A 24,330-nucleotide genomic window follows, 5' to 3' on the forward strand; every position below is an offset into this window, starting at 1 on the left:
GGCGTGTTATGCGTGTGCGGCTCGCTTTCAGCGCCTGCAAAGGATGTGAGCGCCTCGGCGATTGTGGTAATATCCGGCGGTTATCGGGGACACTGATTGTGGTCGCCCATGCTGCGTAGATTCATGGCATAACTCGTTGATTTGTCGTAAGTCGCTGCCCTGCACATGCTGGCAGCGGCGAGCTTCGTATACCCCGAATGGGTTTGCGAGGTTTCACCAGAAAAAGGAATCAGGCTTCTCATGGGCGAACTGGCCAAAGAAATCCTCCCGGTCAATATCGAAGACGAGCTGAAGCAGTCCTACCTCGACTACGCAATGAGCGTAATCGTCGGTCGCGCACTGCCCGATGCACGCGATGGCTTGAAGCCCGTGCACCGGCGCGTGTTGTTCGCAATGAGCGAGCTGGGTAACGACTGGAACAAGCCGTACAAGAAATCCGCCCGTGTGGTTGGTGACGTGATCGGTAAGTATCACCCGCACGGCGACACGGCGGTGTACGACACCATCGTTCGTATGGCTCAGCCATTCTCGCTGCGCTACCTGCTGGTAGACGGTCAGGGCAACTTCGGTTCGGTCGACGGCGACAACGCCGCCGCCATGCGATACACCGAAGTGCGCATGACCAAGCTGGCGCACGAGCTGCTGGCCGACCTGCACAAGGAAACCGTGGACTGGGTGCCGAACTACGACGGCACCGAGATGATCCCGGCGGTCATGCCGACCCGTATTCCCAACCTGCTGGTCAACGGTTCCAGCGGTATCGCCGTGGGCATGGCGACCAACATTCCGCCGCACAACCTCGGTGAAGTCATCGACGGCTGCCTGGCGCTGATCGACAACCCCGAGTTGACGGTCGACGAGTTGATGCAATACATCCCCGGCCCGGATTTCCCGACGGCGGCGATCATCAACGGTCGCGCTGGCATCATCGAGGCCTATCGCACAGGCCGCGGACGCATTTACATGCGTGCCCGCTCCATCGTCGAAGACATCGACAAGGTTGGCGGTCGCCAGCAGATCGTCATCACCGAGCTGCCTTACCAGCTGAACAAGGCGCGTCTGATCGAGAAGATCGCCGAGCTGGTCAAGGAAAAGAAACTCGAAGGCATCACCGAACTGCGCGACGAGTCCGACAAGGACGGTATGCGCGTGGTCATCGAGCTGCGTCGTGGCGAAGTGCCTGAGGTTATCCTCAACAACCTGTATGCCCAGACCCAGCTGCAAAGCGTTTTCGGCATCAACATCGTTGCCCTGATCGACGGTCGCCCGCGCATCCTGAACCTCAAGGACCTGCTGGAAGCCTTTGTTCGTCACCGCCGCGAAGTGGTGACCCGTCGTACCGTGTTCGAACTGCGCAAGGCGCGCGAACGTGGCCACATCCTTGAAGGTCAGGCGGTTGCGCTGTCCAACATCGACCCGGTCATCGCCCTCATCAAGGCATCACCGACACCTGCCGAAGCCAAGGAAGCGCTGATCAAGACGCCTTGGGAGTCGAGCGCAGTGGTCGAGATGGTCGAGCGTGCCGGTGCCGATTCGTGCCGCCCCGAGAACCTCGATCCGCAATACGGTCTGCGTGAAGGCAAGTACTTCCTGTCGCCGGAACAGGCTCAGGCCATTCTGGAACTGCGTCTGCACCGCCTGACCGGTCTGGAACACGAGAAGCTGCTGGGCGAGTACCAGGAAATCCTCAATCAGATCGGCGAGCTGATCCGCATCCTCAACAGCGCGACGCGCCTGATGGAAGTGATCCGCGAAGAGCTGGAACTGATCCGCTCCGAATACGGCGATGCCCGTCGCACCGAAATTCTCGATGCGCGTCTGGACCTGACGCTGGGTGACCTGATCACCGAAGAAGAGCGCGTGGTCACCATTTCCCACGGCGGTTATGCCAAGACTCAGCCACTGGCGGTCTATCAGGCTCAGCGTCGTGGCGGCAAGGGCAAGTCGGCCACCGGCATCAAGGATGAGGACTACATCGCTCACCTGCTGGTCGCCAACAGCCACACCACGCTGCTGATGTTCTCCAGCAAGGGCAAGGTCTACTGGCTCAAGACCTACGAGATTCCGGAAGCGTCGCGCGCTGCCCGTGGTCGTCCGCTGGTCAACCTGTTGCCGTTGAGCGACGGCGAATACATCACCACCATGCTGCCGGTCGATCTCGAAGCCATGCGCAAGCGTGCCGATGAAGAAGGCGAGGCCCTGGAAGGCGAGCTGGACGACGCGGAAAACAGCAGCGAGACCGAAGAGGAGCGCAAGGCTCGTATCAAGGCTGCCGACAAGAAGAAGGCTCCGTTCATCTTCATGTCCACCGCCAACGGTACTGTCAAGAAGACCCCACTGGTTGCATTCAGCCGTCAGCGCAGCTCGGGCCTCATCGCCCTTGAGCTGGACGAGGGCGACATCCTGATCTCTGCGGCCATTACCGATGGCGAGCAGGAAATCATGCTGTTCTCCGACGGTGGCAAGGTGACCCGCTTCAAGGAATCCGACGTGCGCGCCATGGGCCGTACCGCTCGCGGTGTTCGTGGCATGCGTCTGCCAGAAGGGCAAAAGCTGATTTCGATGCTGATCCCGGAAGAGGGCAGCCAGATTCTGACCGCTTCCGAGCGCGGCTACGGCAAGCGTACGGCCATCTCCGAGTTCCCCGAGTACAAGCGTGGTGGTCAGGGCGTCATCGCCATGGTCAGCAACGAGCGTAACGGCCGTCTGGTCGGTGCGGTTCAAGTGCTCGACGGCGAAGAAATCATGCTGATTTCCGACCAGGGCACACTGGTTCGTACCCGCGTCGGCGAAGTCTCCAGTCTGGGTCGTAACACCCAGGGCGTTACCCTGATCAAGCTGGCCAGCGACGAGAAGCTGGTCGGTCTGGAGCGTGTTCAGGAGCCGTCGGAAGTCGAAGGCGAAGAGCTTGAAGGCGAAGAAGTTATCGATGGCGTGATCGTCGATGGCGCTGAAGCTGAAGTGGACGATGCCGGTGAAGACCTGCAGGCAGATGCTGCGTCAGACGAAGACGAACCACAGAACTAAGCGGTAACGTAAATCAGGTAAGGGCTGGCTCGTCTGTGCATGCATCTGCATTCCAGGCAAGTCCAGCCCTTGCGGTATTCGGCCAGCCCTGCGGCCGGAGCAAGATTCCCGCAAGGAGCTGCCAGTCGCTGCGGCGTCTGTCTGCTCGTGGCAAGCAACCAGAAACAAGCGCGTACAGACCCAACGTATTTGACGAGAGTGGATATGAGCAAGCGAGCCTTTAACTTCTGCGCAGGTCCTGCTGCGCTTCCTGAAGCTGTTCTGCTGCGTGCCCAGGCGGAACTCCTCGACTGGCACGGCAAAGGCCTTTCCGTCATGGAAATGAGCCACCGCAGTGATGAGTTCGTCTCCATTGCCACCAAGGCCGAGCAGGATCTGCGTGACCTGCTGTCCATTCCTTCGAATTACAAGGTGTTGTTCCTGCAAGGCGGTGCCAGCCAGCAGTTCGCCCAGATTGCGCTGAACCTGCTGCCTGAAAACGGCAAGGCCGATTACATCGACACCGGCATCTGGTCGCAGAAGGCTATCGACGAGGCGTCACGCTACGGCGCAATCAACGTCGCGGCCAGCGCCAAGGCCTACGATTACTTTGCCATTCCCGGCCAGAACGAGTGGAAGCTGTCCAAGGACGCGGCTTACGTCCACTACGCGCCGAACGAAACCATTGGCGGTCTGGAATTCAACTGGATTCCGGACACCGGCGACGTTCCGCTGGTTGCCGACATGTCTTCGGACATCCTCTCGCGTCCAGTGGACATCTCGCGTTTCGGCATGATCTACGCTGGCGCCCAGAAGAACATCGGCCCCAGCGGCATCGTGGTGGTGATCATTCGCGAAGACCTGCTGGGCCGCGCGCGCTCGCTGTGCCCGACCATGCTCGACTACAAGGTCGCTGCCGACAATGGCTCGATGTACAACACGCCGCCGACCCTGGCCTGGTACCTGTCCGGGCTGGTCTTCGAATGGCTGAAAGAGCAGGGCGGTGTCGAAGCGATCGGCAAGCGCAACGAAATCAAACAGCGCGCGCTGTATGACTTCATCGACGCCAGCGAGCTGTACAGCAACCCGATCAACAAGCCTGATCGTTCGTGGATGAACGTACCGTTCCGTCTGGCTGACGATCGTCTCGACAAGCCGTTCCTGGCCGGTGCCGATGCAAACGGCCTGCTCAACCTCAAGGGCCATCGCTCGGTAGGCGGCATGCGTGCATCCATCTACAACGCGATCGATATCAACGCCATCAACGCGCTGGTGGCCTACATGAAAGACTTCGAGAAGGAGCACGGCTGATGTCCGAGCAAGAACTCAAGGCGCTTCGCGTCCGTATCGACAGCCTCGATGAAAAGGTTCTGGAACTGATCAGCGAGCGTGCCCGCTGTGCCCAGGAAGTGGCCAGGGTCAAGATGTCCTCGCTGGCGGAAGGCGAAGTGCCTGTGTTCTACCGTCCGGAGCGCGAAGCTGCGGTGCTGAGGCGAGTCATGGACCGCAATCGTGGTCCGTTGAGCAACGAAGAGATGGCGCGTCTGTTCCGCGAAATCATGTCTTCCTGCCTCGCATTGGAGCAGCCGCTCAAGGTCGCCTATCTCGGGCCTGAGGGGACGTTCACCCAGGCCGCGGCGATGAAGCATTTCGGTCACGCTGTCATCAGTCTGCCGATGGCTGCAATTGACGAAGTGTTCCGCGAAGTGGTCGCTGGTGCCGTGAATTTCGGTGTGGTTCCGGTGGAAAACTCCACCGAAGGCGCGGTCAATCACACCCTCGACAGCTTTCTCGAACACGACATGGTGATCTGCGGCGAAGTCGAACTGCGCATTCACCACCATCTGCTGGTGGGCGAAAGCACCAAGACGGAAAGCATCACGCGCATTTATTCCCATGCCCAGTCACTGGCCCAGTGCCGTAAATGGCTGGATGCCCATTACCCGAATGTCGAGCGCGTCGCCGTTGCCAGCAACGCCGAAGCCGCCAAGCGGGTCAAGGGCGAGTGGAACTCGGCGGCCATCGCTGGCGATATGGCGGCAGGTCTGTATGGCCTGACCCGTCTGGCGGAAAAGATCGAAGATCGTCCGGACAACTCCACACGCTTTCTCATTATCGGCAATCAGGAAGTCCCGCCGACCGGCGATGACAAGACCTCGATCATTGTGTCGATGAGCAACAAGCCGGGCGCGCTGCACGAGTTGCTGGTGCCGTTCCACGAGAATGGCCTGGACCTGACGCGTATCGAGACCCGTCCTTCGCGCAGTGGCAAGTGGACCTACGTGTTCTTCATCGACTTCGTCGGCCATCACAAGGATCCGCTGGTCAAGGCCGTGCTGGAGCAAATCAGCAGCGAAGCCGTGGCCTTGAAGGTGTTGGGTTCCTACCCGAAGGCGGTTCTCTGAAGGTGCGGTCCATGATTCGTTTGTTTTTTACCTTGGCAGGCTGTCAGGTGTGTTCGCGTGGTTGATGTGATTGCAGAACAGTCGGTACGGCCGGTGATCGGTCGTCTGGTGGTTGTCGGGCTCGGGCTGATCGGCGGTTCCTTTGCCAAGGGTGTGCGCGAAAGCGGCCTGTGCCGCGAGGTCGTCGGCGTCGACCTTGATCCACATTCGCGACACCTGGCGGTCGAGCTGGGGGTTGTGGACCGTTGCGAGGCAGACCTTGCCACTGCTTGCCGTGGCGCTGATGTGATTCAGCTGGCGGTGCCGATACTGGCAATGGAAAAGCTGCTTGCCCTGCTGGCACCGATCGATCTGGGTCATGCCATTCTGACCGATGTCGGCAGCGCCAAAGGCAATGTGGTGAGGGCTGCGCGTCAGGCGTTCGGGCACATGCCGTCGCGCTTCGTGCCCGGCCATCCGATTGCCGGTTCCGAGCAGAGCGGCGTCGAGGCCTCCAATGCGGCGCTGTTTCGTCGCCATAAGGTCATTCTCACGCCGCTGGCTGAAACCGATCCTCACGCGGTGGCGATTGTCGACCAGTTGTGGTCAGCCCTGGGGGCCGATGTCGAGCACATGCAGGTCGAGCGTCACGACGAGGTGCTGGCTGCCACCAGCCATCTGCCGCACCTGCTGGCATTCGGTCTGGTCGATTCGCTGGCCAAGCGCAATGAAAACCTGGACATATTCAGGTATGCAGCAGGCGGGTTTCGTGACTTCACGCGCATCGCAGGCAGCGATCCGACCATGTGGCATGACATTTTCATGGCCAATCGTGATGCCGTACTGCGCACTCTGGACAGCTTTCGCACCGATCTCGACGCCTTGCGCGACGCTGTGGATGCTGGCGACGGCGCGCAGTTGATGGACGTATTTACCCGTGCGCGCGCAGCGAGGGAGCACTTCGGCAGAATCCTCGCCAGCCGTGCCCGTGTCGACACCGCACCCGGCGAGCCTCGTGCCATTCACGGCGGGTCTGCGGAGGGTGTCAGTCATCGCATCAAGGGGCCGGTGGATGTGACGTCTGCGGTGCTGTTCATGGTCGCGACGTCGATCAGTGAAGGCTGCGACCTGTTGCTGGAGGACGTTCCCGTCAGTTCATCGTGCGAGGGTGCGATCGATATTTTGCGCCTGATGGGCGGCGATATCGTGCTGCAGAACGTCCGCAAACTGGCGGGTGAAACGGTCGCCGACCTGCACGTTCGCTCGACCCGGCTCAAAGGCGCTGACATCCCCGAAGCGCTGGTGCCGCTGGCACTGAATGCATTTCCGGTGCTTCTGGTTGCCGCAGCCTGCGCAGAAGGGCGTACCATTCTGCGCGGCGCGCAGGCCCTGCAAGCCGATGAGTCGGAGTGCGTCAGGCTGATGGCTGACGGTTTGCTGGCTCTCGGCATCGAGGCCGAGCCCGTGCTGGATGGCATCATTATCGAAGGCGGTGTGCCGGGTGGCGGCGAGGTTGATGCTCGCGGTGATCAGCGTATCGTCATGGCGTTTCGCGTTGCATCGTTGAGGGCTTCGGCGCCCATCCGTATTCAGGCGTGCGCGGATGCCGCCGCATTGTTTCCCCATTTTCTGGCGCTGTGCGCTCAAGTTGGCATGCGTGTAGCGCAAGAGGACAAAAAGTGAAAATCAAAGCTCCTGTTATTACCATCGACGGACCCAGCGGTTCCGGAAAGGGCACGGTCGCCGGATTGCTGGCCAGGAAACTCGGTTGGTGCCTGCTCGACTCCGGTGCGCTGTATCGCCTGCTGGCTTTCGCGGCGCGCAATCACGGTGTCGACCTGACCAATGAAGAAGCGCTCAAGCTCCTGGCCGCTCATCTGGATGTTCAGTTCGAGGCGACTGCGGCAGGGCAGGGGCAGCGCATCATTCTTGAAGGCGAGGACGTCACTCACGCCATTCGCAACGAGCAGGTCGGCAGCGGCGCATCGCAGGTGGCCTCGCTGCCGGCGGTGCGCGATGCGTTGCTGTTGCGCCAGCGCGCGTTTCAGGAAGAGCCGGGTCTGGTCGCGGACGGTCGCGACATGGGCACCGTGGTCTTCCCGGATGCACCGCTGAAGATATTCCTTACCGCCAGTGCCGAGGAACGTGCGCGTCGACGTTACTTGCAGTTGAAGGCCAAGGGCGATGATGTTAGTCTGTCGAGTCTGCTAGATGAGATATGTGCACGCGACGAGCGTGACACCCAGCGAGCGGTAGCCCCGCTGAAGCCGGCGCATGACGCCATACAGCTGGATTCCACTGAATTGTCCATCGAACAGGTGCTGGAACGCATTCTGAGTGAAATCGCGCTTCGCGGTATTGCCGGATGACGAAGAAGCGTGTGGGAGACCAGTCATAGTCCCGCAGGCTTTCTTTTACTTGAACGAAACCCACGTTGTCTGGAGCGTGGCAGATGGGCGTATCCTTCGCCCTTGATCAACAGGAATTAAAATGAGCGAAAGCTTTGCAGAACTTTTTGAAGAAAGCCTAAAGACCCTCAACCTTCAGGCCGGTTCGATCATCACCGCGATCATCGTTGATATCGATTACCAGGCAGGTTGGGTTACGGTTCACGCCGGTCTGAAATCTGAAGGCCTCATCCCGCTGGAACAGTTCCACAACGACGCTGGCGAGCTGACCATCAAGATCGGTGATGAAGTTCACGTTGCGCTGGACGCGGTCGAAGATGGCTTTGGCGAAACCAAGCTGTCCCGCGAAAAAGCCAAGCGTGCCGAGTGCTGGATCGTTCTGGAAGCGGCTTTCGCAGCTGAAGAAGTGGTCAAGGGCGTTATCAACGGTAAGGTTAAAGGCGGCTTCACTGTCGACGTTAACGGCATCCGTGCGTTCCTGCCTGGTTCTCTGGTTGACGTCCGCCCTGTGCGTGACACGACTCACCTGGAAGGCAAAGAGCTCGAGTTCAAGGTCATCAAGCTGGACCAGAAGCGCAACAACGTTGTCGTTTCCCGTCGCAGTGTCCTGGAAGCCGAGAACAGTGCCGAGCGCGAAGCTCTGCTCGAGTCCCTGCAGGAAGGTCAGCAAGTCAAGGGTATCGTCAAGAACCTCACCGATTACGGCGCATTCGTCGATCTGGGTGGCGTCGATGGCCTGCTGCACATCACCGACATGGCCTGGAAGCGTATCAAGCATCCATCGGAAATCGTCAACGTTGGCGACGAGATCGATGTCAAGGTCCTGAAGTACGATCGCGAGCGCAATCGTGTTTCCCTGGGTCTGAAGCAACTGGGTGAAGACCCATGGGTTGCTATCAAGGCTCGCTACCCGGAAAGCACCCGCGTTACCGCGCGTGTTACCAACCTGACCGACTACGGCTGCTTCGCAGAGCTGGAAGAAGGCGTGGAAGGCCTGGTACACGTTTCCGAAATGGACTGGACCAACAAGAACATCCACCCTTCGAAAGTCGTTCAGGTTGGCGACGAAGTGGAAGTCATGGTTCTGGACATTGACGAAGAGCGTCGTCGTATCTCCCTCGGCATCAAGCAGTGCAAATCCAACCCATGGGAAGATTTCTCTGGCCAGTTCAACAAGGGCGATAAAATCTCCGGCACCATCAAGTCGATCACCGATTTCGGTATCTTCATTGGTCTGGACGGCGGCATCGACGGTCTGGTTCACCTGTCCGACATCTCCTGGAACGAAGTGGGCGAAGAAGCCGTACGTCGCTTCAAGAAGGGCGACGAGCTCGACACTGTGATCCTGTCGGTTGATCCTGAGCGTGAGCGTATCTCGCTGGGTATCAAGCAGCTGGAAAGCGATCCGTTCTCCGAGTACGTCACTGTCAATGACAAGGGCGCGATCGTTCGCGGTATCGTTAAGGAAGTTGACGCCAAAGGCGCCATCATCACTCTGGCCGACGACATCGAAGCGACCCTCAAGGCTTCCGAAATCAGCCGTGACCGCGTTGAAGACGCGCGTAACGTTCTGAAGGAAGGCGAAGAGATCGAAGCCAAGATCATCAGCGTTGACCGCAAGAGCCGCGTAATCAGCTTGTCCATCAAGTCGAAAGACGTTGAAGACGAGAAAGAAGCGATCCAGAGCCTGCGTAGCAAGCCTGAAGTCGCTGAAAGCACTGGTCCTACCACTATTGGTGACTTGCTGCGCGCGCAAATGGAAAAACAGAACTAAGTTCTGCTTGACCAAAAAAAGGACGACTTCGGTCGTCCTTTTTCGTTTCTGCCGTTCAGGCCCTACAGGTTCGGATGCGCCTGGATTGCTCTCACGCACAGTGTGAGTCGCTAAACGTCTCCAGTAGCCTCTCAGGCCGTCTCGTTTCGCCTATTGCTCAAGCTCCCTTCCCGTATCTGTCTCCTGTCATGTCGCTGTAATCTGTTCATGCCTGGTTAGACGGTATTGAACATAAGTCAATAGATGGGCTGTTCAAATTCATCCGGTCATGCTAAAACCTTCCAAGCGCTGATCTAGCTGCTTGAAAAAGAAGGGAAAAATATGACGAAGTCGGAGTTGATCGAACGAATTGTCACCCATCAAGGGCTGCTCTCATCCAAGGATGTCGAGCTGGCTATCAAGACCATGCTTGAACAAATGTCCCAGTGCCTGGCAACCGGTGACCGAATCGAGATTCGGGGCTTTGGCAGCTTTTCGCTGCATTACCGTGCACCACGGGTAGGGCGCAACCCGAAGACCGGACAATCGGTCAGTCTCGATGGCAAGTTTGTTCCGCATTTCAAGCCGGGCAAGGAGCTGCGGGATCGGGTCAACGAGGATGAAGAAGAGGGCCTTTAAAGCCATCCACCACAGGATTACCAGATGCGTATCTTCAAACGAGTCATTCTGATCGTCGCCGTGTTGCTCGCTGTTTTGGCAACAACCGTGTTTGTGCTTGAGAACCGGCAGTCTGTTGCCGTGACGTTTTTCGGTTGGTCGGCGCCTCAGCTCCCTCTGGCATTGCCTGTTGTCCTTGCGTTGCTCTTGGGCATGGTCATCGGCCCGATACTGGCATGGATAGCCAGTCTTCGTAAAAAGCGCACACCTTCCCCTCGCTCTGTCTGAGCAGCGTCGATCATGCGTCGTCGGAGATTGATCTGGCGACACGATAGCGCGCGTTTTTTACCCCTTTCTGTTCAATAAAGCCGCATGCGATGCTTCGGGGCTGGCGTGCTTCGTTGTGCCTTCGCGCGTTTTTATCGAAAAAAGAGCCTTATAGTTTTGTCAGTTTATTCTTCGCTTATATAGAGAATAGTTGCTCAGGCGTGTAGGAATATTCGCTTTTTTAATTCGTGTACCCATTTTAAAGGGGGTGCGGGTTATATTCATTTTCAGTGTTGATTACTGCTGCCCTGACTGCCTTGTGTCAAGGCTTGAAAATGAATCGTTCAAGTGCAGAATGCGCCGAAACTTAATGTTCAGACCTGCTGCCGGATGTACCGCGTATTCAGAGCAGGCTGGCAAGAAAAGGTGACTGCATGTCTTATCCGCAAATCATTCATCACGGCGCTGTCGATACAGTCACGGGTTCGTGTCATCAATTGCACATGGATGCATCGAGCAGCCTGCTGATTGACTGCGGGTCGGTGCAGGAGCGCGGCAGGCAGTCCGGGACCGCTTCATTCGGATTCGACCCGGAGGCTGTCAGAGCGTTATTGATCAGCCATGTGCACAATGACCATGTCGGGCGTATTCCCGAGTTGCTGGCATCCGGTTACAAGGGGCCGATACTGTGCAGTGAGCCCAGTGCCCACCTGTTGCCACTGGTCATGGAAGATCTTCTGAAAATCGAATTTGCACACGACCCCGGGCAAGTCGGACGCTACCTGGATGTCATCAACAAGAGAATCATCGCTCTGCCATTCGATGAATGGTTCAGCCTGGTCGACAACGAATCCCTGCATTGCCGGGTCCGTTTGCAGCGTGCCGGGCACATACTGGGATCTGCCTATATAGAATGCGATCTTCAATACCCTGCACAAACGCGTTCTGTGCGCGTGGTGTTTTCCGGTGACCTGGGGGCGAGTCATACGCCGTTTCTGCCTGCGCCGAAACCGCCCGAGCGCGCGGATGTGCTGGTGCTGGAAAGCACCTATGGCAATCGTGTTCACGAAGATCGCAGCACTCGTCAGCAAGGGCTTGAGCGCATCATAGACAAGGCGCTGGAGGATAACGGCACCGTCCTGATACCGGCATTCAGCATCGGCCGAACCCAGGAATTGCTCTACGAGCTGGAAGACATACTGCGACGCAAGATGCCATCGAATCATGCCGTCGAAAACGGTAGGCAGCCGGGTGACGGTGATCCGGACTGGTCGAGGTTGCCGATCATCCTTGATTCGCCTCTGGCGAGTCGCTTTACCAAGGTCTATCAGTCGTTTGAAGACTACTGGGATGAGGGCGCGCGGTTAAGGCTCGACGTCGGCAGAAAGCCGTTGGGTTTCGAACAACTGGTTACCGTCGACACCCATGAGGAACATCTGCGCACTGTCAATTACCTGGCCAGTACGGCGCGTCCGGCCATCGTGATTGCCGGTAACGGTATGTGTGCCGGAGGCAGGATCGTCAATTACCTGAAAGCCATGCTCGGTGACACACGGCATAACGTGGTATTTGTCGGCTATCAGGGCAAGGGAACGCCGGGCGAGGCCATTCAGTTGCACGGCCCGTCGGGCGGCTATGTAGAGCTGGACCGCGAGCGCTTCGATATAAATGCCGGGGTCCACACCGCAAAAGGCTATTCTGCCCACGCTGATCAGGTCGAACTGGTCGAGTTCGTGACGGGGATGAAAGAGTGGCCGACGCAGATCAGGCTGGTGCATGGCGAGGCGGCCGCGAAAAAGGTTCTGGGCAATATTCTGAGTCGCAAGTACTCGCTCAAGAAACGCCCGTTGGAAATGTTTATCCCTTGAAGGCGCGATGAGCACGTTAGTTGTCGGCTGATGCGGTAATCGAATTCTTGCAAGTGAGTGCCAATGCATGATTATCGTGCATTGTCCCTGGGGTACGTTGAGCGTCATCGTGAAAGTTATAAAATGGCTTGAACATATTTCAGTTGTCAAAACGGGTTACTTAAGCAATATTTGGCCGATTTGGAAGGGCGTGTTTGCATGAGCGGTGATGTTGCATTGGTTGCAATAACAGGTGCGACAGGTTTCGTGGGCAGTGCTGTGGTTCGCCGACTGATCGAACGCACAGGCTGCTCTGTGCGGGTTGCGGTCCGGGGCGCCTATGCTGCTTCCGACTCGCGCATCGATGTTGTCAGTGCGCAATCATTGGCGCCGGACAATCAATGGGCAAGTTTTGTAACCGGCGCGGACGTGGTGATTCATTGTGCTGCCCGGGTGCATGTACTCAACGAGACCGCTGACGCACCGGACCAGGAATACTTCCGCGCCAATGTCACCGCAACGCTGAATCTGGCCGAGCAGGCCGCAGCGGCAGGCGTCAGACGCTTTATCTTTATCAGTTCCATCAAGGCCAATGGCGAGTCTACGCTTCCGGGCGCGCCATTCAGTGCGAGCGACCCGTGCAATCCGCTGGATGCCTATGGCGTGTCAAAGCACAGGGCCGAAGAGGGCTTGCGCGAGTTATCTGCCCGCACCGGTATGCAGGTGGTGATCATTCGACCGGTATTGGTCTATGGTCCGGGGGTCAAGGCGAACTTCAGAAGCATGATGCGCTGGCTGGACAAAGGGCTGCCGTTGCCGCTCGGGGCCATCGATAATCGTAGAAGCCTGGTGGCGGTGGATAACCTGGCAGACCTGGTGACCGTCTGTGTCGATCATCCTGCTGCGTCTGACCAGACGTTTCTGGTCAGTGACGGTGATGATCTGTCTACGGCCAGGCTGCTGCGCGAAATGGGCAAGGCCTTGGGCAAACCTGCCCGGCTGCTGCCGGTGCCGACCGTGCTGTTGAACGCGGCTGCAGCACTGTTGGGCAAGAAGGCTTTTTCACAACGGCTGTGCAACTCGCTGCAGGTCGATATCAGTAAAACCTGTACGATGCTGGATTGGCTTCCACCTGTGAGTATTGAACACGCCATGCAGGACACCGCTCGATATTATCTGGAACACGACAAGCATGATTGAGTGGCTGTCGGTCATCGCTATTGCCTTTCTGTCTCTGATTCTAACGGCGTTGTTGCGCAAGTATGCGCTCGCCAAAAGTCTGATCGACATTCCAAACGCTCGAAGTTCGCATTCCATACCCACGCCCAGAGGTGGCGGCGTTGCCATCGTCATCACTTTCGTCATGGCGATGGCTTTGCTGGGGTGGGCCGGCTATCTGCCTTGCTCTGCGCTTGTTGCCATCGTCGGTTCGGGCGGCTTGGTGGCGGTGATCGGTTTCATGGACGATCACGGGCATATCGCCGCACGATGGCGCCTGCTGGGGCATTTTGCTGCGGCTGCATGGGCCTTGTTCTGGCTGGACGGTCTTGCCCCGCTTGACGTCATGGGCTGGACGGTCGACCTGGGGCCATTCTGGCAAGTACTCGCGGCGTTCTATCTGGTGTGGATGCTGAACCTTTACAACTTCATGGACGGAATAGACGGTATCGCCGGTATCGAGGCGGTCACTGTATGCCTGGGCATGAGCATCATCTATGCCTTGGATGGCCACGCCGGACTGTCCTGGGAAGTGCTCATGCTGGGCGCTGCCGCAGCAGGTTTCCTCTACTGGAACTTCCCGCCGGCGAAGATATTCATGGGCGACGCGGGCAGCGGCTTCCTCGGGATAGTGCTCGGTGTGCTATCCATTCAGGGTTCCTGGGCCTCACCTCAGTTATTCTGGTCCTGGTTGATTCTGCTGGGAGTGTTTATCGTCGACGCGACCGTGACCCTCGTGCGACGCCTGTTACGCAAGGAAAAGCTCTACGAGGCACATCGCAGCCACGCGTATCAGTTTGCGTCGCGTCATTACGGCCGGCATGTGCCGGTTACGCTTGCAGTGGGGCTGATCAATCTTGTCTGGTTGCTGCCGATTGCACTATGGGTTGCGCTGGGCGATGGAGAAGGGCTTATATGGGCGGTAGTTGCTTACTGCCCGCTGATTCTACTGGCGCTGAGGTTCCGCGCCGGCAAGGCAGAATAAGGTAACGAAGTGTTTTTCTGGTTGTCTCAGACACGTAGCTGTTTCACAGGTACCGATTTCAGATCATGTTGCAACCGGTAGCATAACGGAGCATTAAAAAATTGATGAGCAGGTTGCGGACCAGATTACTGGCTCTACCACGCCGCAAAAAACGAATAATTCAGGTGGCTGCCGACGTCCTGTTGGTTTGGCTGGCTCTATGGATGGCGTTTGTCGTACGACTGGGTATCGATGAGCTGATCAATCCGCTCGAGAAGCACACGTGGCTGTTCATCAGTGCGCCCGTTGCGGCTATCCCGCTGTTCATCCGGTTCGGCATGTATCGCGCAGTGATGCGCTATTTCGGCAATGATGCGCTGATTGCCATCATCAAGGCCGTGACGATGTCGTCGCTGATCCTTGGGTGCATGGTCTACGTTTACAGTAACCACCAGCAATTGGTCCCGCGTTCGGTGATCTTCAATTACTGGTGGCTGAGCATGGTCATGATCGGCGGTCTGCGACTGGCCATGCGGCAGTATTTTCTCGGCGACTGGTTCGCTGCGGCGCAGCACGTACCTTTCGCCAAGAGCGACAACGGTTTGCAGAAGGTTGCCATCTACGGCGCTGGCGCTGCGGGAAACCAGTTGGTCGCCGCATTGCGCATGGGCCGTCTGATGCATCCGGTGGCGTTCATCGATGATGATGAATCGATTTCCAACCGGGTTATTTCCGGTCTTCAGGTCTACAAACCGCGAAACATCCAGCGAATGATCGATTCCACGGGGGCTCAGGAAATCCTCCTGGCAATCCCTTCATCGTCGCGTGGACGTCGTCGGGAAATCCTCGGTTTTCTGGAAGGCTTTCCGCTGCACGTACGAAGCGTTCCGGGCTTCATGGATCTGGCCGCTGGCAGGGTCAAGGTCGATGACCTTCAGGAAGTCGACATTGCAGACCTTCTGGGGCGCGATGCAGTCCCGGCCCGCGATAACCTGCTTGAGCACTGCATCAAGGGCAAAACGGTGCTGGTGACCGGCGCTGGCGGCTCCATCGGCTCCGAGCTGTGCCGACAGATATTGCTGCTGCAGCCTACCCAGTTACTGTTGCTGGACCACAGCGAGTTCAATCTCTACAGCATTCTTTCCGAGCTTGAACAGCGCTCGGCCCGTGAGTCACTTTCGGTGAAATTGCTGCCCATACTCGGTTCGGTGCGCAACCACCCCAAATTGCTGTCGATCATGAAAACCTGGAAGGTCGACACGGTCTATCACGCTGCGGCCTACAAGCATGTGCCCATGGTCGAGCACAATATCGCCGAAGGCGTCATCAACAACGTTGTGGGCACGCTCAATACCGCCCAGGCGGCGTTGCAGGCAGGCGTGTCCAACTTTGTCCTGATCTCTACCGACAAGGCGGTCCGCCCGACCAATGTAATGGGCAGTACCAAGCGTCTCGCCGAATTGATATTGCAGGCACTGAGCCGCGAAACCGCACCAGTGATCTTCGGCGACAAGGCCAATGTCTATCAGGTCAACAAGACCCGCTTTACCATGGTTCGCTTTGGCAATGTGCTTGGCTCGTCCGGTTCGGTGATCCCGCTGTTCCACAAGCAGATCCAGTCAGGCGGGCCGCTGACGGTGACGCATCCCAAAATCACCCGCTACTTCATGACCATCCCCGAAGCCGCTCAGTTGGTCATTCAGGCGGGCTCCATGGGGCATGGCGGCGACGTTTTCGTTCTCGATATGGGTGAGCCGGTCAAGATTGTCGAACTGGCCGAGAAGATGATCCACCTGTCCGGTCTGGCCATTCGCTCGGAGAAAAATCCGCACGGTGATATCTCCATTGAGTTCACCGGGCTGCGTCCTGGCGAAAAACTCTATGAAGAGCTGTTGATCGGCGACAACGTGGTTGCCACCGAGCACCCGATGATCATGAGTGCAAACGAAGATTGCCTGCCGTGGGATGTGTTGAAAGGCCGCCTGACAAAACTGCTGGACGCGGTCGACCGCGACGATTACACCAGTGTGCGTCAGTTGCTGCGCGAAACGGTAAACGGTTATACGCCAGAGGGCGAAATCGTTGACTGGATGTATCAGGAACGCAGCGGCGAAACGTGATTTCATCAGCACCGCCGGGGCTCTGGGCAGAGGCGGAAATACGTTGAACGATCCGGCAACAGGCAGCAACGCTCGAGTGCTTTTCCAGGAGGGGACGCTGGTCTAAGTTTCAGGCACAGCATGTGGATGCTGCCTTGAACTGCTATGGAGCTTTATCTATGCGAACCCCTATTTTCAGTGCCCTGATCTTTGCCTTGCTCACCAGTGCCTCGGTTGCGGTCAATGCCGCCCCTGTGTCTCAGCCCGCCACATCGGCGCCCTCGGTATCCCATTTGCCGATGATGGAGGACACCGCGCCCACTGCGGCGCATGAGCAACGCAAGGACAGGGTCAATCTCAATACTGCCGATGCGCAAACACTGCAGAAAGAACTGGCGGGTATCGGGAAGAACAAGGCCGATGCCATTGTGGCTTACCGGGAAGCCAACGGTGAGTTCACGTCGATTGATGAGTTGATAGAGGTCAAGGGGATCGGCAAGGCCATTCTGGAGAGGAATCGCGAAAAACTTGCGATCGACTGAACAGCGTTTCAGCCAGTAAAAACACAGGCCGATCAATGATTGGCCTGTGTTTTTATAAACTCTCGCTGAGACGCTCCCCGCGAAAGTGTCTGTACCAGAGGGTCAGTTGGTGCTCTTTTTTATCTCCTGTTTGAGATAGTCGCGGGTCGTGTCCAGAATGCGCTGTGACAGCTCCTCGTCAAAAGCGCTGCGGGCGAGTGCCAGACCACCCACCAGTGCGGACAGCACCGGCAGGCTTTTGGACTCCATTCCATTCTCCGCGAGGGGCTTGTCGAACTGCTCCAGCAGGTGAAGGATGATTTTATCCGTCGTCATGCTGGGCTGATCGCGCTGGCCCAGTTCCAGGCACATGGTCGGTAACGGGCACCCCCCGTCCTCCGCATCGCGGCTGGCTATCGATAGGTAGAGATCAATGAATTCACTGAGCGAGTCCTGTCTGGCGAAAACGTCGCTGGTGATTCCTTTTACATTGTCGAGGGCGTGACTCAATGCCTGTTCAACAAGATCATCCTTGGATTTGAAATGCGCGTAGAACCCGCCATGGGTCAAGCCAAGTGCCTTCATCAAAGGTTGCAAGCCCGTAGCACCAATGCCGTCACGACGGAAGCGCATGGACGCTTCCTTGACAATGCGTTGGTGCGTTTGGGCCTTATGATCGAGCGCGTAACGCATGCGCTGAGTCTCCAGAGAGGGCCAATGTGTCAGCGCATTTATACATGGATAGGTGAAACGTTGCAGCAGGCTTTCGCTCGCAATGAGAACTTCAGCTCAATCAGTCAGGTGAATACCTGACTATTTATCCAGATAATGAGTGAGGCTGGCTCTGGACAATTCGCCCAGATGGCTACCGATCAGGCGTCCGTCCGGCGAATAGAAGAGAGTGGTGGGCAGCGCCGCCGAACCGACCTGGCGGGCGAACTCGCCTTCCGGATCCAGAAAACTGTTGCTCAGCACCAGTTGCTGTTTGGACAGATAGTCGCTGACTGTCCCGGCGCTTTCGGCCTGATTGACGAACAGAAACGTAATGTCCTTGCGTTCCCGTTGCATATCGCGCAGCACCGGCATTTCGCGGAGACACGGAGGGCACCAGGTGGCCCACAGGTTGATGACCACCGATTTGCCCCGGTAGTCGGACGCCCTGACCGGCTCGCCAGTCAGCGTCCGAAGTGTTGTATCAGGCAGTGAAATACGCTTTTGATAATGATCCAGAATCAAGCCGCCCGATACCCAGATCACCAGTCCGATGCCCATCCCGAACGTCAGGGCGCGACGCTGTTCGGGACGGCGCCAGCCGATGATCAAGGCGCCCAGCAGGGCGCAGATAACCCCGGGCCAGACCAGAAAGCCGCCATCACGGATGTCCAGTGCCTTCCAGGGAGTGTCGCTGTACTGTGCGAAATAGGTCAGGACGAACGCGATACGTGCGCTGGCGACACCCAGAATGAAGAGTCCGAACACGGCGGTCTTTCTGGACAGGGTATGCCGGACAAGCTGCGCCTCTATCCAGGTGGCCGTCATCAAGGCGCCCAACAACAGGTGGGGTATGGCGAGGGCGAACGGCCCGGCGTTGATGCTCAACATCGTTTTGGGGCCTTGAAGGGGTTTTTGCCGGGATCACATTCAGCTGCCGGTGCGCTTATCTGCCTGACGACCATCCATTGCGCACTGCACAGGCGCGGCATGGTATCGCTGTCGGCCCCTCCAGGAAAACGCAGAACTGTTCCCGGATGTTAGGCCGCGTGGGCGGCTTGATTGAGCCTGTAAGCTGTTGAAACACTAATTCCTCGACAAGAGGTCGACCGTCCTCCAGCCCTTTGTACAAAAGGCGTGCGCTCGAATGCCGACTTGTTGTGGAAGAAACTATTGTCCTACAAGCCTTTGACTTCTGGCGTCAATCCCGGAGAATCTCGCCCGCTGTTTTCGAGGGGGGCGCTGAACTGCCGGTTTTTTCGATGCGTTTCCCTTTTTGATAAACCGGCCACGGAGAGTCGACCGGATGAATGATCAGGCTAATGGCGTCGTAGAACGTCTGGATGTAGCTCCCGAGAGCATCGCGTCGTGGAATCGTAATGACACGACCTGGATGCTCGGATTGTTCGGTACCGCCATCGGTGCGGGTACCCTGTTTTTGCCAATCAACGCAGGTATCGGCGGTTTCTGGCCATTGATGGCGCTGGCGCTGCTGGCGTTTCCCATGACCTTCTACGCCCACCGCGGGTTGACGCGCTTTGTGCTGTCAGGGCGTGAAGGTGCCGACATCACCGATGTGGTCGAACAGCATTTCGGCAAGAGTGCCGGTGCGATGATCACCTTGTTGTACTTCTTCGCAATCTTCCCGATCCTGCTGATCTACAGCGTGGCCCTCACCAACACCGTTGGCAGTTTTCTTGAGCATCAGTTGCACATCACGCCACCGCCACGCGCCGCACTGGCGTTCGTGCTGATCATGGGCCTGCTGGCCGTGGTGCGTTGCGGCGAGCGGTTCATCGTCAAGGCCATGAGCCTGATGGTTTACCCGTTCATCGTCGCTCTGTTGTTTCTCGCGGTATTCCTCATCCCGCACTGGACCGGGGGCATTCTGAGTACCGCTACGACGTTCCCCGAGCTATCGGCGTTCATACCTACGCTGTGGCTGGCCATCCCGGTGATGGTGTTCTCTTTCAACCACACACCGATCATCTCGGCCTTTGCCGTTGATCAGAAGCGCCAGTATGGTGAAAACGCAGAGGTACGCAGCTCGCAGATTCTGGCCCGCGCCCACGGTCTGATGGTGGTGATGGTGCTTTTCTTCGTGTTCAGTTGCGTGTTGACACTGTCACCTGCTCAACTGGCCGAGGCCAAGGCGCAGAACATTTCAATCCTGTCCTACCTGGCCAACCACTTCAATAACCCGACCATCGCCTTTGTCGCACCGCTGATTGCGTTCGTGGCTATTTCCAAGTCGTTTCTGGGTCATTACATCGGTGCAAGCGAGGGCTTGAAAGGCCTGGTTCTGAAAGCGGGTCGTCGTCCTGCACCCAAGGCGCTGGACCGTATGACCGCGGCGTTCATGCTGGTGGTGTGCTGGCTGGTGGCAACGCTTAACCCAAGCATTCTGGGCATGATCGAAACCCTGGGCGGGCCGGTGATTTCGGCTCTGCTGTTCCTGATGCCGATGTACGCTATCCACAAAGTCCCGGCCATGCGCAAATACGCTGGCGCATGGTCCAACTACTTTGTGGTTGCCGCCGGTGTGGTGGCGATTTCAGCACTGATCTTCTCGCTGGCCCGCTGAATCCGGCAAGCGAAACCTCCTGGTCTGCGCCGATTCAACGGCGCAGACTTTGATCAGGTTATGCGATCGTGATCAATCTACTGGCTCGGGATACAGCGGCCTGGACAAGTGCATGATGCTCGCATAGTCGTAAACGTACTGCCGTCCCGCATGGCTGGTCGAACGCAGTTGGTCGATCAGTTGTCGTTCTTTCTTGTTCAAGTATCTCAACGCCGGATCTTGGCTGGACTTCAGGCGATCACGTTCATGGGCGTCAGGGAATGCGATGACGTTCGTCATGAAAAATCTCCTTGGGTTTTAGTCCTTGTTTGCTTTGATGTTGCCCCGGTTGCGGTGGTGATGGCGACGGTTCACCTTACCCACAAAAACTTGATGCGATCAACCCTGTAGATGCCGGGTGTGTCACAACGTTTGTGTGATCTCGTAGGATTGTCGGCTGCCGTTGATGACAATCTGTACAGCATCGTCTTCGAATTTGCCCAGCAGGTTCTGCCCGAGGGGGGCTCTGGCAGTAATGACGGTGACCAGTTGATCGCCTGCGCTGACCTTCAGCCCGGCAGCATCGGGGCCGAGGAACAGATAGTGTGTCTGCCCGCCCGCATCCTCGACAACTATCAGATCACCGGTCTGAATACCGCGCGATTCATCGAATGGCTTGAGCGACCATTTTCGATAAAGCGCCAGCGACTGACGAATTTCCTCGACGCGGCGTGCCTGTCCGGCTGCCAGATAAGAGGCCTCCAGCCCTAGCGTGTCGTACTTGTTCTCGGCGATGTTCTCTTCGTGGGTTGCCGTTTCGTAGGCGGTCTGCGCCGCTCGTTCGGCGATGTCCAGATCGATGTTCAGTTTATCGATGATCAGTTGCAGTACATCCCGTTTATTCATGGTTCATCCGCAGTACTGATCGATGCTGGCACGGCTTTTCTCGCTTGGTGCGGTGCGATCCTGCTGTATCCAGAAATCACACTTCGAACGGTTGAAGGTACGCTGTTGTTGCTCCTGAGCCTGTTCACGCGCCTGGCGGGCCTCGCTTTCACGCAGGCTTTGCTCATATTTGCGAAACATCTCGGTCTCCGGCGCAGACGGGGAGGCGGCCTTTTGTGCGGGCGGTGCAGTCAACTGCGCGGCGGCATTGTCCAGCGCCTGGGCCTGGGCCTGGGCCTGGGTCGGTGGCAGGCTTTTGTAGTAGAGCAGGGCGGTCAGAAACACCGCCAGGGCGCCCAGCCAGATGCCCAGCGCAATGCACACGATCAATTTCAACGACACGTACAGGTCGCGACGGCGGGTGGGAAATGACATGGCTGAACTCCTTGCAGGCCAACAGATGTGATTGTGCCATGCCTGATGCCCAGGCATGAAAACTGTGCAGCATGTTTGCCTGGCAGCACCAGGCTGGTGACAACGTGCCGTTCTGAACGACAATCAGCGTTTTTTGCCATCCAGCCTCAGGGAGTCAGGATGAAAGCCTCGTGGGATATTTTTTGCAGCGTAGTCGACAACTACGGTGATGCGGGCGTGACCTGGCGGCTGGCGCGCCAGCTGGCTGCCGAGCACGGCCTGCAGGTGCGTTTATGGATCGATGATCTGTCGGCTTTCGTTCGCTTGTGCCCCGGTGCAGATCCACAGGCCCGGCAACAGTGGCAAGAGGGCGTGAGCGTCTGCCAGTGGCCGACCGACTGGGTGAGCACCGATATTCCTGACGTGGTCATCGAAGCCTTCGCCTGCCGCTTGCCGACGCGCTATACCGAATCGATGCTGCAGCGTTCGCCAAGGCCGCTGTGGCTGAATCTCGATTACCTCAGCGCCGAAGACTGGGTGTCCGGCTGCCACGGCCTGCCTTCGCCACAGTCGAACGGTTTGAAGAAGTTCTTTTTCTTCCCGGGCTTTTCCGAGGCCACGGGTGGGTTGCTCCGCGAAGCAAACCTGATCGAGCAGCGTCAGGTATTTCAGCGAGACATGGCCGCGAAACAAGGCTTTCTGAAGGGATTGGGTATCGAAGCGTTGGCCGAGGCACGGTTGATCTCGGTATTTGCCTATGAAAACCCCGCGCTCGGCAGTTGGCTCGACGTCCTGGCCAGCGACAGCCGGCCGACGCATCTTCTGGTGCCGGAGGGACGCATTCTCGGCGACCTGCAGCGCTGGCTGGGTATCGACGATCCGCTGTACGCCGGGTTCATTCAGGTCCGCGGGGGGCTGACGGTTCAGGTCCTGCCGTTCATCCGTCAGGAGCTTTACGACCAACTGCTCTGGAGCTGTGATTTCAACATTGTGCGCGGCGAGGACTCGTTCGTGCGTGCGCAGTGGGCGGGGCGGCCGATGCTCTGGCACATCTATCAGCAGGAAGAAGACGCGCATCTGCCCAAGCTCGATGCGTTTTTAACGCTCTACCTCGCGGGTCTTTCCCCGGCGGCCGCTCAAGCGGTGAATCAGTTCTGGCAGCGCTGGAATGTCGGCGGCGACCTTGGCGAGTGTTGGACGGCGCTGGCAGAACACTGGCCGCAGATCGAGCGACATGCCGAACGCTGGTGCCAGCAACAAGCCGCACAGACTGATCTTGCCACGGCGCTGGTGCAGTTTTATGTAAATTCGCTATGATACGCGGCCTTGATACAAGGCTCTGTACGAAAAAGGCCTGCGCAGGTTGTTTCTCGTACAGAGCCTTTGGTTAATTCCATCCAAATTCGGATATATGCAATGAAAACTGGTAAAGAGCTGAAACCCGGTACCGTGATCCGTCTCGAAAACGATCCTTGGCTGGTTCAGAAAGCTGAATTCACCAAATCCGGTCGTAACAGCGCGATCATGAAGACCAAGCTGAAAAACCTGCTGACCGGTTACAAGACCGAGATCGTTTACAGCGCCGACGACAAGCTGGACGACGTGATCCTGGATCGCAAGGAAGCCACCCTGTCGTTCATCAGCGGTGACACCTACACGTTCATGGACACCACTGACTACACCATGTACGAGCTGAACGCCGAAGACATCGAAAGCGTTCTGCCTTTCGTCGAAGAAGGCATGACCGACGTCTGCGAAGCCGTGTTCTTCGAAGACCGTCTGGTTTCCGTAGAACTGCCGACCACTATCGTGCGTCAGGTCGACTACACCGAAGGCTCCGCTCGTGGCGACACGTCGGGCAAGGTCATGAAGCCTGCCAAACTGAAAAACGGCACCGAGCTGAGCGTTGCTGACTTCATCGAAATCGGCGACATGATCGAGATCGATACCCGTGAAGGCGGTTCCTACAAAGGCCGTGCGAAGTAAGCATGGTTTTGTAACCCCGTTACGCAAAAAACCCGCATCGCTGCGGGTTTTTTTGTGCCTGGGATTCTTGCCGGACAGCGGTCACTCAGGCGTCCGACAGGATCAGACCGTTACATGCAGGCGCACATCGACGTTACCGCGAGTGGCGTTGGAGTAAGGGCAGACCACGTGAGCGGCATCGACCAGTTGCTGAGCGTCGGCTTGTTCCAGACCTGGCAGGCTGACATGCAGATCGATGTCCAGACCGAAACCGCCCGGGATCTGGCCGATGCCTACATGGGCGGTGATCGAGGTGTCTGCCGGAATGCTGCGTTTGCTCTGGCCGGCCACGAACTTCAATGCACCGATGAAACAGGCCGAATAACCGGCAGCAAACAGCTGCTCAGGGTTGGTGGCTGCGCCGCCAGCACCGCCGAGCTCTTTCGGGGTCGCCAGCTTGACGTCGAGAATCTTGTCGTTGGAGACAGCACGACCATCACGGCCGCCGGTGGCGGTTGCAACTGCGGTGTAAAGAGTGTCCATGATCTTTCCTCGTTCGATGAAGGTTTGATTGCGCTAAATGCTTGCGCGCTAACTAATCGCAGGACAAGGGTAGTCCAGGGATAGTTTGCGCGCAAGCTAATTTTGCAAAAAAGTTCGAGGCTGGTCGTTGGCGGGCGAGGCAACAGGCTTGAAGGGCCTGCCAG

Annotated in this window: 22 protein-coding genes; 16 read left to right on the forward strand and 6 right to left on the reverse strand. The window is 57.7% G+C overall.

The window, feature by feature from the left end:
• The first annotated feature begins 240 nt into the window (after positions 1–240).
• The 13 genes from gyrA to LCH65_RS04790 all read left to right on the forward strand — a co-directional run bounded on the left by gyrA (position 241) and on the right by LCH65_RS04790 (position 17,106).
• Entirely contained in the window at positions 241–3,027 is a 2,787-nt protein-coding gene (gene gyrA / locus LCH65_RS04730) for a DNA gyrase subunit A (protein WP_058417419.1), read from the forward strand.
• Between the two features lie 204 nt (positions 3,028–3,231).
• On the forward strand, positions 3,232–4,317 hold the full coding sequence (gene serC / locus LCH65_RS04735) for a 3-phosphoserine/phosphohydroxythreonine transaminase (protein WP_003369720.1): 1,086 nt from the start codon (positions 3,232–3,234) through the stop codon (positions 4,315–4,317).
• Positions 4,317–5,411 carry a prephenate dehydratase gene (gene pheA / locus LCH65_RS04740; RefSeq protein WP_003369723.1) on the forward strand — a complete coding sequence of 365 codons (1,095 nt, stop codon included), beginning with the start codon at positions 4,317–4,319 and terminating at the stop codon, positions 5,409–5,411. The genes serC and pheA overlap by 1 nt, the downstream gene beginning before the upstream one ends.
• Before the next feature lie 57 nt (positions 5,412–5,468).
• Complete coding sequence (locus tag LCH65_RS04745) at positions 5,469–7,073, forward strand: prephenate dehydrogenase/arogenate dehydrogenase family protein (protein WP_054080852.1); 1,605 nt, start codon at positions 5,469–5,471, stop codon at positions 7,071–7,073.
• Positions 7,070–7,759 carry a (d)CMP kinase gene (cmk, locus tag LCH65_RS04750; protein ID WP_002554563.1) on the forward strand — a complete coding sequence of 230 codons (690 nt, stop codon included), beginning with the start codon at positions 7,070–7,072 and terminating at the stop codon, positions 7,757–7,759. The genes LCH65_RS04745 and cmk overlap by 4 nt, the downstream gene beginning before the upstream one ends.
• A 121-nt stretch (positions 7,760–7,880) precedes the next feature.
• The gene (gene rpsA, locus LCH65_RS04755; protein WP_002554562.1) at positions 7,881–9,572 is read left to right on the forward strand and encodes a 30S ribosomal protein S1; all 1,692 of its coding nucleotides are present in this window, start codon (positions 7,881–7,883) and stop codon (positions 9,570–9,572) included.
• A gap of 321 nt (positions 9,573–9,893) precedes the next feature.
• Complete coding sequence (gene ihfB / locus LCH65_RS04760) at positions 9,894–10,190, forward strand: integration host factor subunit beta (protein WP_003369729.1); 297 nt, start codon at positions 9,894–9,896, stop codon at positions 10,188–10,190.
• 24 nt (positions 10,191–10,214) lie between these two features.
• Entirely contained in the window at positions 10,215–10,457 is a 243-nt protein-coding gene (locus tag LCH65_RS04765) for a lipopolysaccharide assembly protein LapA domain-containing protein (protein ID WP_003369732.1), read from the forward strand.
• Positions 10,458–10,870: 413 nt separating this feature from the next.
• On the forward strand, positions 10,871–12,304 hold the full coding sequence (locus tag LCH65_RS04770; RefSeq protein ID WP_226439197.1) for an MBL fold metallo-hydrolase: 1,434 nt from the start codon (positions 10,871–10,873) through the stop codon (positions 12,302–12,304).
• A 198-nt stretch (positions 12,305–12,502) separates the two neighbouring features.
• Positions 12,503–13,483 (forward strand): SDR family oxidoreductase, encoded by a 981-nt coding sequence (locus tag LCH65_RS04775; RefSeq protein ID WP_226439198.1) that lies wholly within the window; start codon positions 12,503–12,505, stop codon positions 13,481–13,483.
• On the forward strand, positions 13,476–14,486 hold the full coding sequence (locus tag LCH65_RS04780; RefSeq protein ID WP_003369738.1) for a glycosyltransferase family 4 protein: 1,011 nt from the start codon (positions 13,476–13,478) through the stop codon (positions 14,484–14,486). The genes LCH65_RS04775 and LCH65_RS04780 overlap by 8 nt, the downstream gene beginning before the upstream one ends.
• Positions 14,487–14,590: 104 nt before the next feature.
• Positions 14,591–16,585, forward strand: a complete 1,995-nt coding sequence (locus LCH65_RS04785; RefSeq protein ID WP_003434424.1) for a nucleoside-diphosphate sugar epimerase/dehydratase — start codon at positions 14,591–14,593, stop codon at positions 16,583–16,585.
• 158 nt (positions 16,586–16,743) lie between these two features.
• Entirely contained in the window at positions 16,744–17,106 is a 363-nt protein-coding gene (locus LCH65_RS04790) for a helix-hairpin-helix domain-containing protein (RefSeq protein ID WP_003369742.1), read from the forward strand.
• A 102-nt stretch (positions 17,107–17,208) separates the two neighbouring features.
• On the opposite strand, the gene LCH65_RS04795 is transcribed toward LCH65_RS04790, so the two are convergent.
• Together LCH65_RS04795 and LCH65_RS04800 are read right to left on the reverse strand one after the other, a co-directional pair.
• Positions 17,209–17,778 (reverse strand): TetR/AcrR family transcriptional regulator, encoded by a 570-nt coding sequence (locus LCH65_RS04795; RefSeq protein ID WP_003369744.1) that lies wholly within the window; start codon positions 17,776–17,778, stop codon positions 17,209–17,211.
• Between the two features lie 120 nt (positions 17,779–17,898).
• Entirely contained in the window at positions 17,899–18,687 is a 789-nt protein-coding gene (locus tag LCH65_RS04800; protein ID WP_226439199.1) for a TlpA disulfide reductase family protein, read from the reverse strand.
• Between the two features lie 415 nt (positions 18,688–19,102).
• On the opposite strand from LCH65_RS04800, the gene LCH65_RS04805 reads away from it, so the two are divergent.
• A complete protein-coding gene (locus LCH65_RS04805) occupies positions 19,103–20,380 on the forward strand; it encodes an aromatic amino acid transport family protein (RefSeq protein ID WP_003369750.1) in 1,278 nt (425 codons plus the stop codon).
• A gap of 72 nt (positions 20,381–20,452) precedes the next feature.
• On the opposite strand, the gene LCH65_RS04810 is transcribed toward LCH65_RS04805, so the two are convergent.
• The 3 genes from LCH65_RS04810 to LCH65_RS04820 form a co-directional block, all read right to left on the reverse strand.
• Positions 20,453–20,659, reverse strand: coding sequence for a hypothetical protein (locus tag LCH65_RS04810; RefSeq protein WP_002554553.1), 207 nt, complete (start codon positions 20,657–20,659; stop codon positions 20,453–20,455).
• A gap of 123 nt (positions 20,660–20,782) precedes the next feature.
• Positions 20,783–21,265: a hypothetical protein gene (locus LCH65_RS04815; protein WP_003369752.1), complete on the reverse strand. Its 483-nt coding sequence runs from the start codon at positions 21,263–21,265 to the stop codon at positions 20,783–20,785.
• 3 nt (positions 21,266–21,268) lie between these two features.
• Entirely contained in the window at positions 21,269–21,679 is a 411-nt protein-coding gene (locus tag LCH65_RS04820; protein WP_072364839.1) for a hypothetical protein, read from the reverse strand.
• Positions 21,680–21,838: 159 nt separating this feature from the next.
• Here LCH65_RS04820 and earP point away from each other — a divergent pair, with 159 nt between their 5' ends.
• Entirely contained in the window at positions 21,839–22,975 is a 1,137-nt protein-coding gene (earP, locus tag LCH65_RS04825; RefSeq protein ID WP_054080858.1) for an elongation factor P maturation arginine rhamnosyltransferase EarP, read from the forward strand.
• Positions 22,976–23,074: 99 nt separating this feature from the next.
• Positions 23,075–23,644, forward strand: coding sequence for an elongation factor P (locus LCH65_RS04830; RefSeq protein WP_002554550.1), 570 nt, complete (start codon positions 23,075–23,077; stop codon positions 23,642–23,644).
• 102 nt (positions 23,645–23,746) lie between these two features.
• Here the strand turns inward: LCH65_RS04830 and LCH65_RS04835 are convergent, their stop codons facing one another.
• The gene (locus tag LCH65_RS04835) at positions 23,747–24,166 is read right to left on the reverse strand and encodes an organic hydroperoxide resistance protein (RefSeq protein WP_003434440.1); all 420 of its coding nucleotides are present in this window, start codon (positions 24,164–24,166) and stop codon (positions 23,747–23,749) included.
• Positions 24,167–24,330: the final 164 nt, after the last annotated feature.

The sequence above is a fragment of the Pseudomonas sp. MWU16-30316 genome (genome assembly GCF_020515645.1).
In the GTDB taxonomy this organism is placed as follows: Bacteria; Pseudomonadota; Gammaproteobacteria; order Pseudomonadales; family Pseudomonadaceae; genus Aquipseudomonas; species Aquipseudomonas cerasi.

What these genes read in the sequence shown, in the direction of transcription:
- gyrA (WP_058417419.1), top strand. Translation starts at nt 241, where the DNA reads ATGGGCGAACTGGCCAAAGAAATCCTCCCGGTCAATATCGAAGACGAG.
- serC (WP_003369720.1), top strand. Translation starts at nt 3,232, where the DNA reads ATGAGCAAGCGAGCCTTTAACTTCTGCGCAGGTCCTGCTGCGCTTCCT.
- pheA (WP_003369723.1), top strand. Translation starts at nt 4,317, where the DNA reads ATGTCCGAGCAAGAACTCAAGGCGCTTCGCGTCCGTATCGACAGCCTC.
- rpsA (WP_002554562.1), top strand. Translation starts at nt 7,881, where the DNA reads ATGAGCGAAAGCTTTGCAGAACTTTTTGAAGAAAGCCTAAAGACCCTC.
- ihfB (WP_003369729.1), top strand. Translation starts at nt 9,894, where the DNA reads ATGACGAAGTCGGAGTTGATCGAACGAATTGTCACCCATCAAGGGCTG.
- LCH65_RS04765 (WP_003369732.1), top strand. Translation starts at nt 10,215, where the DNA reads ATGCGTATCTTCAAACGAGTCATTCTGATCGTCGCCGTGTTGCTCGCT.
- LCH65_RS04770 (WP_226439197.1), top strand. Translation starts at nt 10,871, where the DNA reads ATGTCTTATCCGCAAATCATTCATCACGGCGCTGTCGATACAGTCACG.
- LCH65_RS04775 (WP_226439198.1), top strand. Translation starts at nt 12,503, where the DNA reads ATGAGCGGTGATGTTGCATTGGTTGCAATAACAGGTGCGACAGGTTTC.
- LCH65_RS04780 (WP_003369738.1), top strand. Translation starts at nt 13,476, where the DNA reads ATGATTGAGTGGCTGTCGGTCATCGCTATTGCCTTTCTGTCTCTGATT.
- LCH65_RS04785 (WP_003434424.1), top strand. Translation starts at nt 14,591, where the DNA reads ATGAGCAGGTTGCGGACCAGATTACTGGCTCTACCACGCCGCAAAAAA.
- LCH65_RS04790 (WP_003369742.1), top strand. Translation starts at nt 16,744, where the DNA reads ATGCGAACCCCTATTTTCAGTGCCCTGATCTTTGCCTTGCTCACCAGT.
- LCH65_RS04795 (WP_003369744.1), bottom strand. Translation starts at nt 17,778, where the DNA reads ATGCGTTACGCGCTCGATCATAAGGCCCAAACGCACCAACGCATTGTC.
- LCH65_RS04800 (WP_226439199.1), bottom strand. Translation starts at nt 18,687, where the DNA reads ATGTTGAGCATCAACGCCGGGCCGTTCGCCCTCGCCATACCCCACCTG.
- LCH65_RS04805 (WP_003369750.1), top strand. Translation starts at nt 19,103, where the DNA reads ATGAATGATCAGGCTAATGGCGTCGTAGAACGTCTGGATGTAGCTCCC.
- LCH65_RS04810 (WP_002554553.1), bottom strand. Translation starts at nt 20,659, where the DNA reads ATGACGAACGTCATCGCATTCCCTGACGCCCATGAACGTGATCGCCTG.
- LCH65_RS04815 (WP_003369752.1), bottom strand. Translation starts at nt 21,265, where the DNA reads ATGAATAAACGGGATGTACTGCAACTGATCATCGATAAACTGAACATC.
- LCH65_RS04820 (WP_072364839.1), bottom strand. Translation starts at nt 21,679, where the DNA reads ATGTCATTTCCCACCCGCCGTCGCGACCTGTACGTGTCGTTGAAATTG.
- earP (WP_054080858.1), top strand. Translation starts at nt 21,839, where the DNA reads ATGAAAGCCTCGTGGGATATTTTTTGCAGCGTAGTCGACAACTACGGT.
- LCH65_RS04830 (WP_002554550.1), top strand. Translation starts at nt 23,075, where the DNA reads ATGAAAACTGGTAAAGAGCTGAAACCCGGTACCGTGATCCGTCTCGAA.
- LCH65_RS04835 (WP_003434440.1), bottom strand. Translation starts at nt 24,166, where the DNA reads ATGGACACTCTTTACACCGCAGTTGCAACCGCCACCGGCGGCCGTGAT.